Annotated in this window: 10 protein-coding genes; all 10 read right to left on the reverse strand. The window is 58.0% G+C overall.

The window, feature by feature from the left end; translation table 11 throughout:
• Positions 1-81: 81 nt before the first annotated feature.
• The 10 genes from rmf to pepN all read right to left on the reverse strand — a co-directional run bounded on the left by rmf (position 82) and on the right by pepN (position 16488).
• Positions 82-258 carry a ribosome modulation factor gene (gene rmf / locus ACSMDR_RS01125; protein WP_005905568.1) on the reverse strand — a complete coding sequence of 59 codons (177 nt, stop codon included), beginning with the start codon at positions 256-258 and terminating at the stop codon, positions 82-84.
• A 162-nt stretch (positions 259-420) separates the two neighbouring features.
• On the reverse strand, positions 421-2070 hold the full coding sequence (locus tag ACSMDR_RS01130) for a DUF3466 family protein (RefSeq protein ID WP_436466735.1): 1650 nt from the start codon (positions 2068-2070) through the stop codon (positions 421-423).
• 8 nt (positions 2071-2078) lie between these two features.
• The gene (gene uup, locus ACSMDR_RS01135; protein WP_436466736.1) at positions 2079-3992 is read right to left on the reverse strand and encodes an ATP-binding cassette ATPase Uup; all 1914 of its coding nucleotides are present in this window, start codon (positions 3990-3992) and stop codon (positions 2079-2081) included.
• 85 nt (positions 3993-4077) lie between these two features.
• Positions 4078-4302 carry a glutaredoxin family protein gene (locus tag ACSMDR_RS01140; protein WP_436466737.1) on the reverse strand — a complete coding sequence of 75 codons (225 nt, stop codon included), beginning with the start codon at positions 4300-4302 and terminating at the stop codon, positions 4078-4080.
• Positions 4302-6446: a bifunctional 23S rRNA (guanine(2069)-N(7))-methyltransferase RlmK/23S rRNA (guanine(2445)-N(2))-methyltransferase RlmL gene (rlmKL, locus tag ACSMDR_RS01145; RefSeq protein ID WP_436466738.1), complete on the reverse strand. Its 2145-nt coding sequence runs from the start codon at positions 6444-6446 to the stop codon at positions 4302-4304. Before rlmKL ends, ACSMDR_RS01140 begins: the two co-directional genes overlap by 1 nt.
• 276 nt (positions 6447-6722) lie before the next feature.
• Complete coding sequence (locus tag ACSMDR_RS01150) at positions 6723-7259, reverse strand: cell division protein ZapC (RefSeq protein WP_005912580.1); 537 nt, start codon at positions 7257-7259, stop codon at positions 6723-6725.
• A gap of 99 nt (positions 7260-7358) precedes the next feature.
• Positions 7359-8369: a quinone-dependent dihydroorotate dehydrogenase gene (gene pyrD, locus ACSMDR_RS01155; protein WP_436466739.1), complete on the reverse strand. Its 1011-nt coding sequence runs from the start codon at positions 8367-8369 to the stop codon at positions 7359-7361.
• 47 nt (positions 8370-8416) lie between these two features.
• Positions 8417-13258, reverse strand: a complete 4842-nt coding sequence (locus tag ACSMDR_RS01160) for an NAD-glutamate dehydrogenase (RefSeq protein WP_436466740.1) — start codon at positions 13256-13258, stop codon at positions 8417-8419.
• Positions 13259-13530: 272 nt separating this feature from the next.
• Positions 13531-13752, reverse strand: coding sequence for a DUF2835 family protein (locus ACSMDR_RS01165; protein WP_436466741.1), 222 nt, complete (start codon positions 13750-13752; stop codon positions 13531-13533).
• Between the two features lie 111 nt (positions 13753-13863).
• On the reverse strand, positions 13864-16488 hold the full coding sequence (gene pepN, locus ACSMDR_RS01170; RefSeq protein WP_436466742.1) for an aminopeptidase N: 2625 nt from the start codon (positions 16486-16488) through the stop codon (positions 13864-13866).
• Between the last annotated feature and the right edge of the window lie 73 nt (positions 16489-16561).

The following is a 16561-nucleotide window of genomic DNA, read 5'->3' on the forward strand; positions in this document are numbered from 1 at the left end:
TATCGCCGCCTTGCGCTTGCGATACTCAATGCAAAGGGGCCTGTCGGGCCCCTTTCCTGTCTTTGAATAGTGATGACCTCACTACTTCATGAAGAGTCCCGAACTCCGTCCTTCCATGGCATCACGCCATCCTCCCAGCCAATGGCCGCGAGCGTCCAGACACTGATACGGACAAGATTCGCTATTTTTACCAACAACGCCAGCCTGATAGCCGCGAGCGCGAGCTCTTTCCAGACGATCCCGTTTTTGTCTCTTCATATTCCACAACCCTCTTCGTTGAACGAAAAAAGCGACCAATTTTTCATCGGTCGCTTTCATCATTAACGCAAGGGTAAAGGCAGGTCAAACAAAAATTCCGATGCTAATCAGCCCTTGTGACACAAGACACTGAACTGCATTAAATTTTTATGACTCACTTTTTTAGCCTCGACGACGCAGCCAGGCAAAGGGCAGACCCAACAGAGTCAACCAGAACAGGCTGCCACCACCACCGCCTTCGTCACCATCCTGACCAGTCTGATTGACGACCGGAGGATTGGAGACAACGCGATTCGCCGGTACACCTTCGTAGTTGGTGCTATCCGGGCTCAGCTTGACGCTGACTACGCTCGCATTGATGCGGCTATTCAGATCGCTCTCATTGGCATAACGATAGGCCGTCGCCGCTATGGTGCCATCGGTACTGATGCCGCTGGCATAAGCGATATGGTAATAGGCCCCATTCTGGCTGCAGCTCTTGCTACCTGAATCATTCAGACCACAGATGAGATCGTTCAGGTACCAGTTGTTGCCATTGGCCGCGCTCAGCAAGAACGCCTCCTGCATGCGGTTGGTACCGCCGGTCACCGGCTGAGTCTGATGACGGGAGTCACGCCAGCCGACCACCATGTTGTGATCGTTGATGGCGGCCGCTTCCGAGTTGGCACCGTTAATCGGCTTGTCCTTGAGGGGCACGTTGGCGTTGCTGCTCGGGCTGTTCAGGTTGAAGATAAACATTTCGGTCGGACGGTTCTGGCCTTTATTGGTACCAAAACGCTGGTTACCGATCACGTAACCATTGGCGTTGACACCTGTCGCCCAGCTGCCACGCAGGCTGGCATCGCTGTCATCGGGCTTGCCGTCGGACAGAGGAATCGCTGTGGTTGCGCCGGTACTCTTTTTGGCCAAGTCCAGGGTCCAGTAGGTGGCCAGATCCAGGCTGTGCTCAGACACCTCTTCATCGGTGGCCGAGTAACCCACTGCAACCCAATCGCCATTTTTGAGCTTGACGGCCTGAGCGGCAGAGGCGGTCTGCACCATGTTCTTGTCGTTGTCGTAATAGCTGGCCGGCTGGAACAGGGTAGCGGCCCCATTGTCCACCAGCCAGAAGGCGGCCTGGGTATCGGTACCCGGGCAATAACGGTAGTCGCCAAAATTGTCGTCGTCGCCGTTGAAGCAGTCTTTATATTCGTCGGTATCGACCTTGCGGTTAAGACCGGTGGCCGCCGTGCCTGTCACCAGATATTGGCTACCACTGACCTGCGCCACACTGGTCGCACTGCTCAGCACGTTGGTGCCACTGACCTTGTAACTGCCCTCCAGGGCAACCTGGTTACCGTTTTCGATAACGGCAAAGGCGGTGCGGCTATTGGCCAAGCCATTGACCGCATTCTTGCTCGCCTTGTAGCCCACATAGGTGCCGCTATCAGGGCCCATGGCCACGGCCAGACCATCGGTCTCGCTGCCAGAGACACCCAAGCTGTCACGCTGGGAGCTGGCATCAAGGAAATCGCGGCGCCAGTTGTAGCCAAAGTTCGCGTTGTCTTCCCAGAAGGCGTCACAGACATCTCCCGAGAGGATGCAATCTTGCTCGAAGCGGAATCTGTCCACCAGGAAGTCGGAGAAGGGAGTGGTCGAGAAGAAATTTCCCGCATCATTCTTCAGCTTCACCGCCAGCACACTGTTGTCCGCGCTGATCCCGGTCGCATAGCCCTGCCCTACTTCAGTTATTTTGAAGAAAGGCCTCTGTGCCGCCTGCGCATTGAGGCTGGCGCCGACCAGTACGGCCAGTATGGATAATTGCTTTTTCATCTACGTCCTTAGTCCTGATGTTTCAACGCTTCCAACTCCTCCCAACGGGAGAAGGCCTGATCCAGTGCTATTTCGGCAGCACTCAGGGCATTTAGCTTCTGCTGTGTCTGCTCGGCACTGAGCGAGAAGAAGCCGGGCTCATTGACTTCGCCCTGCAATGTATCAAGTTCGGCTTCAAGTTGCTCCAGTTTTGCGGGCAACTCATCAAGCTCCAACTGCACCTTGTAGGAGAGCTTGCGGGTCTTCTTGACTGGCTCGCTCGCCACTGCAACTGGCTCTGTCGCCAGGGGGGCTTTGCTTGCCGCCTTGACTGACTGTGCAGTTTGCAGAGCCCGGGTATCCATCATGTCGGCATAACCGCCCACATAATCACTGATGCGCCCATCCCCTTCAAACAGCCAGCAACCGGTGACCGTATTATCGATGAAACGACGATCATGGCTGACCAGCAGCAGGGTACCTGGGTAGTCCGCCAGCAGCTCCTCCAGCAATTCCAGCGTTTCGACATCCAGATCGTTGGTTGGTTCATCCAAGATCAACAAGTTACTGGGTTTGAGGAACAGCTTGGCCAACAGTAGACGGTTTTTCTCACCCCCTGACAAGGCCTTGACCGGAGTACGGGCCCGCTTGGGCTCGAACAGGAAATCCTGCAGGTAACCCAGGATATGGCGAGAGCGGCCCCGCACCATCACTTCCTGCTTGCCCTCCCCCACGTTGTCCATCACCGTCTGTTCGGGATCGAGCTGATCACGGTACTGGTCAAAATAGGCCACCTCCAGCTTGGTGCCGCCCTTGACCACGCCGCGGCTTGGCTCGAGTTGACCGAGCAGCAGTTTGATAAGCGTCGATTTGCCGCAACCGTTGGGGCCAACCAGCGCAATCTTGTCGCCGCGCAGCACTTGCAAGTCCAGCCCCTGGAACAGGGTACGATCGCCAAAGTCCAAGCCAAGCCCTTCGGTCTCGAATACCAGTTTGCCGGAGCGATTCACGTCGTCCATCTGCAGCTTGGCCTTGCCCTGCAGCTCGCGGCGCTGACTGCGCTCCATGCGCATGGCTTCGAGGGCACGAACCCGGCCTTCGTTACGGGTACGACGCGCCTTGATCCCTTGGCGAACCCACACCTCTTCCTGGGCCAGCTTGCGATCGAATTCGGCGTTCTTCAGCTCCTCGACCCGCAGCCACTCCTCTTTGCCCTGCAAGTACTGGTCATAGTTGCCGGGCCAGGAGGTGATCTCGCCGCGATCCAAGTCGATGATCCTGGTCGCCAGCTTGTGGATGAACTCGCGATCGTGAGAGATGAAGACGATGGCGCCACGGAAATCTTTCAGGAACTCTTCCAGCCAGTTGATGGCTTCGATGTCCAGGTGGTTGGTCGGCTCATCGAGCAGCAGCAGATCCGGATCGCAGGCCAGGGCCCGGGCCAGCGCCACTTTGCGCAGCCAACCGCCAGAGAGGCTGTCCAGAGTCGCATCGGGATCGAGGTTGAGCAGGGTCAGCACCTGGCTGATGCGCGTCTCGAACTGCCAGCCATTCTGATAATCGAGCTGCTCTTGCAACTCGCTCATGATGCGAATGTTGGCATCCGAGGGATCGTGGGCCAGCTCCATCGAAATATGGTGATACTGCTTGAGGATCTCGCCAACGCCGGCCAGCCCTTCGGCGGTGTAATCGAACACCGTCAGATCGCTGGAGGCGGGGGGATCCTGCTCAAGGCGGGTCACCTTCAAGTCCTGCTGCTGCACCATGCGACCATCATCGAGGGGCAATTCACCGGCGATGACCTTCATCAGGGTGGATTTTCCCGCCCCGTTGCGGCCCACCAGACAGAGACGCTCGCCGCGCTCTATGCTCAGTTCGGCATTGTCGAGCAGTGGGAAATCACTGAACGACAGACAAGCGCCGTGCAATGTTAATAAAGCCATGTCTTTTCCTTAATTCTTCATGAAAAAGCGGGACAGACCCTGTCTGCCCCACTCTCGATATCACAGGTACACAATGAGGGTCCGCTTACGCCTTTACCCAGAGGTTGAGATCGGCCAGGGTGAAGGGCCAGCCCAACTCGCGGCCAGCCTCATCCCGCAACACCGGGATCCGTACCCGATAAAGCGCTAACCAGCTGGCATCATCCATGATGTCGCACTGACGGGTTCGTGCGGCCAATCCCGCCTCCTCCACCAGCCCCCATGCCTGCTCACACAGGTGGCAACCATCGGTATGAAACAGGGTCAGCATCAGCTGGCGTCTGCCGGTTTGTCCGCGTGAGTGATCAACCAGCAGTTATGAATGTGCACATTGCGCTCGAAGTCCTTGGGTCTGGTCTTCTGGGTGATGTTCTGGGCCTTGAGCCCCGTGGCTTCCAGGCCAGCAAGATCCATCTTGAAGTGACGCTTGTTGTTGGAGAATACCAGGGTGCCATCAGCCGCCAGCAGACGTTTGAGGTGCTGCAACAGCATCAGATGATCACGCTGTACATCGAAGCTCTCGTCCATCCGCTTGGAGTTGGAGAAGGTGGGCGGATCGATGAAGATGAGATCGTACTGATCGTGCGCTTCCGAGAGCCACTTCAGACAGTCGGCCTGCACAAACTTGTGCTGGCGGCCCACCTGGGAGTTCAGACGCATGTTGTCTTGCGCCCAATCCAGATAGGTGTAAGACATGTCGACCGTGGTGGTCTCGCTGGCGCCGCCCAGGGCCGCGTGCACTGTGGCACTGCCGGTATAAGCGAACAGGTTCAGGAAACGCTTGTTCTTGGCCATCTCCCCCAGCATGCGGCGGGTCTGGCGGTGATCCAGGAACAGGCCGGTATCCAGGTAGTCGTAGAGGTTGACCCACAGCCGTGCCCCGTACTCCTGCACTTCCATCCGGTGCTGCTCGGTGGAGAGCTTCTGGTACTGCTGCTTGCCCTCCTGGCGCTCACGCACCTTGAGGATCACCTTCTCGCCATCCATGCCGGTCACCTTGATGGCGGCCTGTACCATGTCGAGCAGACGCTGACGGGTCTTCTGGGCGGGAATGTCCTTGGGCGCCGCATACTCCTGGACGACCAGGTAATCCTGATAACGATCGATGGCGGCGTTGTATTCCGGCAAGTCCGCATCGTAGATACGGTAACAGTCGATGCCCTCCTTGCTGGCCCACTTCTCAAGGGTCTTCAGATTCTTGCGCAGGCGGTTGGCGAAGTCCTGGGCCACCTCTTTCTGGGAAGCCACGGAGTCCAGTGCAATCTGGTAGTTGCGCAGCTGACACTCTAGCGCCCCGTTGAACAGACGATACTGCTTGTCGGCCCGCAGGCGCAGGCAGCTCAACAGTTCAGGCGATGCGGACAAAATGGAGACGCGCCAGCCCTGGAAGCTGCGACGCAGGGCATCGCCCAGCGCCTGATGCACTTCCAAGAGCGCCGGGAACTCGCCGAGACGTTCGCCATAGGGCGGGTTGGAGATGAGCATGCCCACCTGGCGGGCTTCACCCTCAACGGCAGCTTGCGGCAGCGGGTTATCCAGTGCGGTCACATCGGCCTGTTTGAAGGTGATGAGATGCGCCACTCCGGCCGCCTTGGCGTTGTCGCGGGCCTTCATCAGCACCCGGGGATCGGCGTCGCAACCAAACAGTTTGACCTCACAACGCTGCATGCCACGCTTGGCGCGCACCTGCGCTTCCATCATCAGGCTCTGCCACAGCTCTGCGTCGTGTTGCAGCCAGTAGTCAAAGCCGAAGCGCTCACGACGCAGGGCCGGCGCCATGTCGGCGGCGACAAAGGCGGCTTCGATCAGCAAGGTGCCTGAACCACACATGGGGTCCATCATGGGCTCACCGGCCCAGCCGCTGCGAGCGATCATGGCCATTGCCAGGTTCTCTTTGAGCGGCGCCTCGCCGGTGCCCTGACGATAGAAACGTTGATGCAGGGCAGGACCTGACAAATCGAGGGTGATGTTGGCCTTGCCTTTGCCAAGGTGCGCCATGATGCGGATGTCCGGCGACTTTTTATCTATGTCCGGGCGCACATGGCCGCGCTTGGTGAAGCGATCGACGATGGCATCCTTGATCTTCAGCGCGCCGTACTGGGTATTGCGAATGGCGGGGTTGGTACCGGTAAAGTCCACCGCTATGGTGGCGGTACCGGGGAAGTGCTCTTCCCAGGCAATAGTGTGGGCGCCCAGGTAGAGATCCAGATCGTCATTCATCTGGAATTCGGACAGCACCAATACGATGCGGGAGGCAAAGCGGCTCCACAGACAGGCCTTGTAGCCAATGGCCAGCTCGCCCTTGAAATGGACGCCAGCGACTGTCTCACGGACCTGTTCTGCGCCCAGGGTGGTCAGCTCGTCGGCCAACAGGTTTTCCAGCCCTTTGGGGCAGGTTGCAAAAAATTCTTTCATCACGCTCACGGGGATGCCATAAAAAGTGCCGTATTATACCTCATTCACGGCCAGCTTGGCTGCCCCGATCATCGTCTCCTCCCCCTCAATTGAGCACCAAAGTGCCCGGAAGCGCCGCAGCTGCGCCAGCCAACAGCCCCAAGGCATCGTCAAGAAGGGCATTCAAGCAAGACGGACACTATTTCAACACAGGGAGTGATGAGCAACTATGGCGTGGATGGAGAACGAAGAGAGCGAGTCGATGAACAGGGGAAACCGCAATGGTGGCGGCGTTATTCAACTGACCTGGCGCAGCGCCGGCGCGGCTTGATGGTAGCGACCGAAGCGATTGTTCATCACCTTGATCACCGCAAAGCGGGGCATCAGCTTGTTGCCGCTGAGCATCAGATCGCAAGTGAGATTGAGGCAGACACTCGCCTGCTCACCAGCTTCAATCACCATAAAGGTCCCTTGGCCAGCCTGGGTATGCATGATGACCAGTTCACCCTGTTGCGGCGCCATCAGTTGCCCCTGTTCAATAAAAAACCAGCTTTGCGGCATCAGGGGTTTATAGAAGCGACTCACAGCGATGGCATTTAATACCAGTTGCACCTGATGAGGGATGCTCCAATTGAGATCTGCAGCATGATCCATCAGCTGATAATAGAGGGAGGCATCTTCAACACAAAAAGCTTGCGTGGCGAATGAGGCGGGTACCAACTGACGACCTTGATATTCTGTCGCAAATACCATGTCATCACTCAACTCCAACATCAGGCGGTCGGACTTCGCATCGTAATGCCATTGCCATTGATCGTTTGGTTGGAGAAACATGAGGCGCCCTTCCTTGTTGCTGTAATTCGACTTTATTATATGTCGATAATTTCAGCAACGTTAATTCGGGGCGCCCTTATATTAAATCAACCGATTGCGTCAGATATTGGTCACAATCTCTTTCACCAGCGCCGGGCCTTTATAAATAAAGCCACTATATACCTGAACCAGTGTCGCCCCCGCTTGCAGCTTCTCGCGTGCAGCCAGAGCACTGTCCACTCCCCCGACACCGATAATAGGCAGGGCACCGTTTAATTCCTGCGCCAATAAACGGATCACCTCTGTGCTCTTGTGTTGCAATGGGCGACCACTCAACCCTCCCGTTTCACCGGCATGGGGCATGTCATAGATCATGTCACGGGCGAGCGTGGTATTAGTGGCGATCACGCCATCGATCCCATTTTTAATCAAGGATCCGGCGACCTGTTTAATTTCATCCAGACTGAGATCCGGTGCGATTTTGACCGCCACAGGGACATACTTCTTATATTGTGCCGCCAAAATCTTCTGCCGTTCCTTGAGGGCGGCCAGCAGATCATCAAGCGCCTCACCGTACTGCAACTGACGCAGGCCCGGTGTATTAGGGGACGAGATATTGACCGCAATATAACCGGCATGATCATAAACCTTGTCCATGCAGATCAGGTAATCATCCTTGCCATTCTCAATGGGGGTATCTTTATTCTTGCCGATATTAATACCGATCACCCCCTGGTATTTAGCGGCCTTGACCCGCTCAACCAGATGATCAACCCCCAGGTTGTTAAAGCCCATGCGGTTGATGATCCCCTCTGCCGGCACGACCCGAAACAGCCTGGGCTTGTCATTGCCGCTCTGGGGTTTGGGAGTCACGGTCCCCACTTCGATGAAGCCAAAGCCCATGGCGCCAAAGGCATCTATGCACTCGCCATCTTTGTCGAGCCCCGCGGCCAGACCCACCGGGTTGGCAAAATTAAGCCCCATACAGGTGACGGGGCGTGGGGGCAGGGATTGGCGGAAGAAGATATCGAGCGGCGTGCCATGGAGGCGAGAGAGCTGTTTGAGGGAGAGTTCGTGAGCCTTTTCCGGATCGAGCTTGAACAACAAATGCCTGGCGAGGGGGTAAAACATCTTTGCTCCTTAAAAAAAGCCCCGGCAACTGGCCGGGGCTTTCATGGTTATGCCGATGCTCGGCAATTCAACTGGAGCAGGTTCAACTCCCGCAAGGCCACCGAGAACTTGGCGAACTCGTGAGTGCTGGTGGTCTTGAAGTCGGCCAGCATATGGGTCCAACGGGACAAGAGTTGCTCATGCTCCGCAATCCAGCTGGCCAGTATGGTATCGCATTCTCCCTGATCTTTGCACCCTTCCAATACGACGGAAGTGAGGCTGCGTTGCTGCCAGTCCAAATCCTCGCGGAAGGAGGCTCTGGCCATCGCCTGCCAATGGTTGCCAACCGGCTGATGGTTGACCTGGTCGAGGAACCAGTGCAGGTCCAGTTTGGCACCGAGTCGGTAGTAGACATTGGCTACCCGCAGAATGTCGCTGTGCTGATCCGCCGCAATCTGAGCCAGATCCAGCGCAGAGAAGAGGCTGCTCATGTGGGCGACCTGGCGAGCGATATGTTCGGGGACCTGCTTGGCCACCAAGACCTCGACAGCGTGACGGTGCTCGGCCACTTCGCTCTCCTCCATCACCTCGTAGAGGTGCTCGCTCAGGGTCTCGAAGGCGGGACGGAAGAAGGCGATGTTTTCGCTGATGCTCCAACTGCGATTGCGGGCACGCAGGAACCAGCGGGTGGCACGGCGCACAATGCGGCGACTGGCAAACATCAACTCGAGCTGAGTCTCGGCACTCACCTGGTTGTCCAGGGATTCGATGTCGCGCCACAGGGGATCGAAACCGAACACCTCGCGGGCCATGGCGAAGCAGGCTGCCACTTCGGCCACGGAGGCACCGGTCTCGTCCTTCATCCGGGTCGCAAAGTTGAGTCCCATGTCGTTGACCAGCATGTTGGCCACCCGCGTGGCGATGATCTCGCCGCGCAGGGGATGCTGGGCCAGGGCCTCGCCAAAGCGCTGCTGCAACTGCTCGGGGAAGCTGGTGACCAGCATCCGCGCCAAGAAGGGCTCGTCGGTGATCTCGGGGCAGTTTAGCTGCTCTTTGAGCACCATCTTGCCGTAAGCCACCAGCACGGCCAGCTCGGGACGGGTCAGCCCCTGCCCTGCCGCCATCCGTTCGGACAACTCCTCATCGGAGGGCAGGAACTCCAGCGCCCTGTCCAGCTTGCCTTCGCGCTCCAAACCTTGAATGAAACGCTGTTGCTCTTTCACCTGATCCGCCGCGCGGAAACTGGTAACCGAGATGGACTGGGATTGACGATAGGCGTTGGTCAGCACTATCTCTGCCACGGCATCCGTCATCTCATAGAGCATCTGGTTGCGCTGCTTGAGGGTCATATCCCCCGCTGCGACCAGCTGGTTGAGCAGTATCTTGATGTTGACCTCGTTGTCGGAGCAATCCACCCCGCCCACGTTGTCGGTGAAATCGGTGTTGATGTGACCGCCCTGGCTGGCGTATTCGATACGGCCCAGCTGGGTGAAGCCAAGGTTGCCCCCCTCACCCACGATACGGGCACGCAGGTCGCGACCATTGACGCGCAGGGCGTCATTGCTGCGATCACCCACCTCACCATCGCTCTCCTTGTGGCTCTTGACGTAGGTGCCAATACCGCCGTTCCAGAGCAGATCTACGTTCAGGCAGAGCAGTGCCTTGATCAACTCGTTCGGGGCCATGCTGACCTTGTCGGTGCCAAGCAGGGTCTGGATCTGCGGGCTCAGCTTGATGGACTTGGCCGAGCGCAGGAAGATGCCGCCCCCCTGAGAGATGAGGTCGCGGTTGTAGTCGTCCCAGCTAGAACCCGGCAGCTCGAACAGACGCTTGCGCTCGGCGAAGGTGCTGGCCGCATCCGGGGTCGGGTCGATGAAAATGTGCATGTGGTTGAAGGCGCCGACCAGCAGAGTGTGCTCGGAGAGCAGCATGCCGTTGCCAAACACGTCGCCGGCCATGTCGCCTATGCCTACGCAGGTGAAATCGGTGGTCTGGCAGTTGATCTCAAGCTCACGGAAGTGACGCTTGACCGACTCCCAGGCGCCGCGCGCCGTGATGCCCATCTTCTTGTGGTCATAACCGACCGAACCGCCGGAGGCGAACGCATCCCCGAGCCAGTGACCATATTCGTGACTGATCTCGTTGGCGATGTCGGAGAAGGTGGCGGTGCCCTTGTCGGCAGCGACCACCAGGTAGTAATCATCCTCGTCGTGGCGTACCACCTGTTTGGGCGGGATCACCTCACCCTGGATGATGTTGTCGGTGACATCGAGCAGGCCGCGGATAAACAGGCGATAGCAGGCCTTGCCCTCTTCCTGGATGACGGCGCGTGCGGCACCAACCGGCATCTGTTTGCAGTAGAAGCCCCCCTTGGCGCCAACTGGCACAATGACGGTGTTCTTCACCTGCTGCGCCTTGACCAGACCCAGCACTTCGGTGCGGAAATCTTCCTTGCGATCGGACCAGCGCAACCCGCCCCGGGCTACCTTGCCCCAGCGCAGATGCACCCCTTCCACCCGTGGCGAGTAGACGAAGATCTCGAACTTGGGCAAGGGTTGCGGCATGTCGCTGATACCGGATGGCGCCAACTTGAAGGAGATGTAGGGCTTGATGTTGCCTTGCGCGTCCGGCTGGTAATAGTTGGTGCGCAGGGTCGCCTCAATCATCTCCATGTAGCGGCGGATGATGCGGTCATCATCCAGGTTCGCCACCAGATCCAGCTTGGCCGCCAAGGTGTCGTGCAGCTTCTGCAGCGCAGTACCATTCTGGTTCAATGCCGGGTCGAGGCGAGCTTCGAACAGGGAGAACAGCAGCTGGGCCAGCTCGGGATAACGGGTCAGGGTCTCTTCGATATAGGACTGGCTGAAGGAGACGCCGGTCTGGCGCATGTACTTGGCATAAGCACGCAGCACAGAGACCTGACGGCCGGTGAGGCTGGCGCCCAGTACCAGGCGGTTGAAACCGTCATCTTCCAGGCTCTTGTTCCAGACGCTGGCGAAGGCCTGCTGGAAGCGCTGCTGGCTCTGGGCCAGACTGAAGGGCTGATCGCCACGCAGCAGCATGGAGAAGTCGAGGATCCAGAACACCTCACCATTGGGCGTCTTGACCTGATACGGGGTTTCGCCAATGACTCTCAGCCCCATGTTTTCCAGCATAGGCAAGACATCTGACAAGTGAATGGGTTCGGTGCGGTGGAACAGCTTGAGGCGCACCCGGCGATCGTCCTCCTCTTCCTGAGCGCGGTAGAACAGCATGCCGAGCGGCTCTGCTTCGCTCAGATTGTCCAGAGCGATGATGTCGGCCACGGCGGAGCCTGGCAGCACATCTTCTTTGTAAGCACGGGGGAAGGCATCATTGAAGCGACGGCTGAGCTCGTTGCCCTGGGCTTCACCATAATGGGCCAGCAACACGGAGTCCAGGCGATCGTCCCAGCTGCGGGCGGCTTCAATCAGGTTGTTCTGCACTTGGTTCACATCCACATCCACGTTGTTATTGTTCACTCGGACTATGTAGTGGGTCCGGGCCAGCACGCCTTCGGAGAAGTAGACGTTGAACTCCACCTCTTCACTGCTGCCAAAATGCTGTTGCAGTATCTGCTGGGTCTTGACGCGAAGGGCCGTGTTGTAGCGCTCCTTGGTGACATAGACCATGCAGGAGAAGAAACGGCCATAGACGTCACGGCGCACGAACAGGCGCAGCATGTCGCGCTCCTGCATCGCCAGCACCCCTTGCCCGGTGGCAAGCAGCTCCTCTTCCCGGGCCTGGATCAGCTCATCGCGGGGATAGGTTTCCAGCACATTGAGCAGCGCCTTGTAGGCGTGGGAGCCCTTCTCGTGGCCGGAGGCGGCCATGATGCGCTCGAGGCGATGGCTGATGAGCGGGATCTGGGTGGCGCTGGTGTTGTAGATGGAGGAGGCATAGAGACCGATGAAGCGATCTTCACCTATCACCTTGCCATGTTCGTCAAAGCGCTTGATGCCGATGTAATCCACGTAGGCCGGGCGATGGACCCGGGACTTGCTGTTGGACTTGGTCAGGATCAGCAGGTGGTTGGAGAGTGCGGCATGACGGGCACTGGCGGGCATGGTGCCCAGGCGCTGGCCTTCATCCTTGATGGAGTTCTTCATCAGGCCAAGGCTAGAGTCGGATTGGGGCAGGATCTCGTGATCCCCCTCTATCGCCTTGACGTCATAACGGCGGTAACCCATCAGGGTGAAGTTATGGGCCGCGACCCACTTGAGGAAGGCAACGGTGGATCCCACCTCTTCCTGGCTTACCGGGCTGTTGCGGCTCGGCAACTCGTCGATGATTTCGTTGAGGCGCGCCAGCATAGGCTGCCAGTCCCCCACCGCCAGCGCCACTTCCCCCGCAACCGAATCGAGTTCGGCGGCCAGGGCGGCCATCTGTTCGTCCGAGGTCAGGTGATCTATCTCGATGAGGAAGGCGGTCTCGGCCGACGTCTGCTGCGCCGTGTGCTCCAGATCCAGAATGGCCTCTATCTTGCCGTCCTTGCCGCGTATGAGGTGCAGCGGTTGATGCAGCATCATGTGCGCCGTGATGTTGAGACGCTTGAGGGTCATGCGGATGGAATCCACCAGGAAGGGGGAATCCTGCAAGATGACTTCGACTATGGTGTGCGGTGACTGCCAGCCGTGACGGGTCAGCTCCGGGTTGTAGACCCGGATATAGGGCGCCGTGCTGTCCCGTTGATTGAGGGCATTCCATAGGCTCAAGGCGGCGCCATACAGGTCGCTGTCATTGCGATCATGCAGGTCATCGCTCGCCATGTTGCCATAGAACTTGGCAACGAAGCGCTCGACCAGGGAGGCACTCTTCTGAGGCAGTTTTTGATGGATCAGGTTGAGAACGTTTTCGAGCAGAACTGAGGTAGGGGCGTCTTTCAATGCCATTGCTATATTCCTTATCGGACCGACATCACCGACAGAGACATCCACCCTGGATGCCCACTGGTACAGAGTTGTGCGAAGTGTAATGGGTCGGATCCAGGAAGGCGAGCAAAGCTGATAATGGAATGTTAAAAACTAGCGGCAGATCACGGCTCAAGCTGTCATATATTTTGTCAGCGACGTAAAAAACAGAAAATATCACTGACAAAATGCATTTTAACCTGATAGTTAGTGACTTAAAGCAGATAATTACGCGGTTTGGTGTTTGGTTTTTGTTAATTTATGCGTTCCAGACCGATAAAACGATGATCGTCCTGGGTCTTGAGCAAAAAGCGACCACGAACCCCTTCCAGGCCGACGAAAGGACGGATTTTATCCAGCCCCAACTCCAGGGTCAGTCCCTGTTCGGAGCGCACGACCAAGCGTCTCGCATGACCCTGATACATCAGCAGTATCTCATCGCGCGACAGATTCAACCTGAAGGTAAATTGTTTCACTCCCCTATCCTCCTCGATCACAGCTCAATACCATGCCTGCCCCTGCAAAAGGTGGCTTGCCGCAAACAAGCGGGCCGGACATCCGCCCGGCCCGCTTGTTCTTGGTACGACTTACTGGGCCAGCGCCTTGGCCACCTTCTCATAGAGATCACGGGCCAGGTCAGGCAAAGCCTGCAACCGCGCCAGCTCGGTGCGGATCAGACTCTTGCGTCCCTCATCCAGTCGCTTGAACTGGATAAGCGGGGTGATGAGACGCGAGGCCACCTGGGGATTGATGCTGTTGAGCTCAATCAATATGTCGGTCAGGAAACGGTAACCCGCGCCATCTCTGGCATGGAACTGCACCTGATTCGCCATGGCAAAACTGCCGATCAGCGCCCGCAATCTATTCGGGTTACGAATACTGAAGGTCGGATGGGCCATGGCCTGCTTGATCTCGCTCAGTACATCGGAGGCGGGCTTGGCACCGACTAGACGCAGCCAGTTATCCAGCACCAGGCCATCTTTGGCCCACTTGCCTTCGAAATCGGCCAAGAGTGCGGTCCGGCAAGGCAGCAGATGCTGGTTGGCAATCTGCAAGGCGGTCAGGGTATCTGTCATGTTGTCCGCCCCTTGATACTGCTGGCGTACCAGCCGATCGGTCAGCGTGCCATCCAGACGCGCCAAATAACCCAGCACCACCCCCTTGAGGGCCCGCTTGGCCATGTCGTCATGCACCACCCGATACCCATCGAGCAGCAGGCTCTGATAGCTGGCGAGCAGACGATCGCCAAATGCCTGGGCCAGGGCCGTGCCGATGGCGCCACGCACGGCATGAATGGCGTCGATGTCGGCCACCTCGAACAGCTCTGCCAGAGTAGCTTCCCCCGGCAGAGCCAGGATCTCGGCCTTGAGGGCGGGATCCAGCTCGGCCTCGTCCAGGATGGCAATGAAGGCGGCAAGCAAGTCGGCTGACAACGTCACCTCTTGGCCCCTTTGATGAGCGGCCACATTGGCGATCACCGCCTTGTTGATCAGCATCTGGGCGGCATCCCAGCGGGCAAACTCGTTGCGGGCATGGCGCATCAGGAAAGCAAGATCCCTGTCGCTGTAGTCATAGTGCAACTTGACCGGCGCGGAGAAGTCCCGCAGCAGGGAGACCACGGGTTTGGCAGCAACATGGTCAAAGACGAAGCACTGTTCCGCTTCCAGCACGTCGAGCACGTTGCCGATGGCCTTGCCCTGATATTGCAGCGGGATCACCGCACCCTCGGCATCATACAACTCGATGTCGAGGGGGATGTGCAGCGGCAGTTTTTGCGGCTGATCCTGAGTCGGCGGCGTGTGCTGACGCACATGGAGGCGATAGACGCCGCTGGCGGCATCGTACTCATCCGTCACAGTGAGTTCAGGGGTACCGGATTGGCTGTACCAACGGCGGAAACGGGTCAAGTCGATGCCGGAGGCATCTTCCATCGCCTGAACGAAATCGTCGCAGGTGGCGGCCGAGCCATCGTGGCGCTCGAAATAGCATCGCATCCCAGCCTGGAAGTTCGCCTCACCGAGCAAGGTATGCAGCATGCGGATCACTTCTGCGCCCTTCTCGTACACGGTCAGGGTGTAGAAGTTGTTCATCTCTATCACCACATCCGGGCGGATCGGGTGGGCCATGGGGCCGGCATCCTCGGCAAACTGGGGTCCACGTACGGTGCGCACGTTATTGATGCGATTGACGCCCCGAGAGCCCAGATCGGAGGAGAACTCCTGATCCCGGAATACCGTCAGCCCCTCTTTGAGGCTGAGCTGGAACCAGTCGCGGCAGGTGACCCGGTTACCCGTCCAGTTGTGGAAGTATTCATGCCCTATCACCCGCTCGATGCCGTGATAGTCGCTGTCGGTCGCGGTCTGCGGATTGGCCAGCACGAACTTGGAATTGAAGACGTTGAGGCCCTTGTTCTCCATGGCGCCCATGTTGAAGAAGTCCACCGCGACAATCATGTAGATGTCGAGGTCGTACTCGAGACCGAAACGCTGTTCGTCCCAGCGCATGGAGTTGATGAGGCTCTCCATGGCGAAACCGGCGCGGTCAAGATTGCCCTTGTCGACGAAGATCTCAAGGGCCACATCGCGCCCGCTCATGGTCACGAAGTGATCGCGCTGTACATCGAAGTCACCGGCAACCAGGGCAAACAGGTAGCTGGGCTTGGGGAAGGGATCCTGCCACTGCACGAAGTGGCGACCACCATCCAGATTGCCGCTCGCTACCTTGTTGCCGTTGGAGAGCAGATAGGGGTACTTGGCCTTGTCGGCCGTGATGCGGGTGCTGTAACGGGCCAGGATATCGGGCCTGTCCAGATAATAGGTAATGCGGCGAAAGCCCTCCGCCTCGCACTGGGTGCAGTAGGCATCACCGGACTTGTAGAGCCCTTCCAGCGCCGTGTTGGCGGCGGCATCTAGGTCGGTGACTATGGTCAGCACGCACTCGGCGGGCAAATTACTGAGCCGCAACTGGTTGTCGGTCAACTCAAACTGTTCGCAGGCGACTCCGTCGATGCTGATGCTCACCAGCTGCAGATTTTCGCCATCCAGTGTCAGCACTTCATTGTGCTCGCCGTTGCGGCGAATACGGGAAATGGCCGTCACCCGACAAAGGGGCTCTTCGAGCTGAAAGTCGAGATCTATGCTGTCGATCCAATAGAAAGGTGCTTGATAATCCTGGCGATATTTGGCCTTCATGGCCTGATGATGATCGGTCATTATTATGTGCTTCCACGCTTGTTATGGGCGTAACGAGGCTGTCACAAGCCTCCCCTTCGGTCAAATGGTTTAC

It is taken from the genome of Aeromonas molluscorum, from assembly GCF_051376105.1.
Taxonomy (GTDB): domain Bacteria; phylum Pseudomonadota; class Gammaproteobacteria; order Enterobacterales; family Aeromonadaceae; genus Aeromonas; species Aeromonas molluscorum.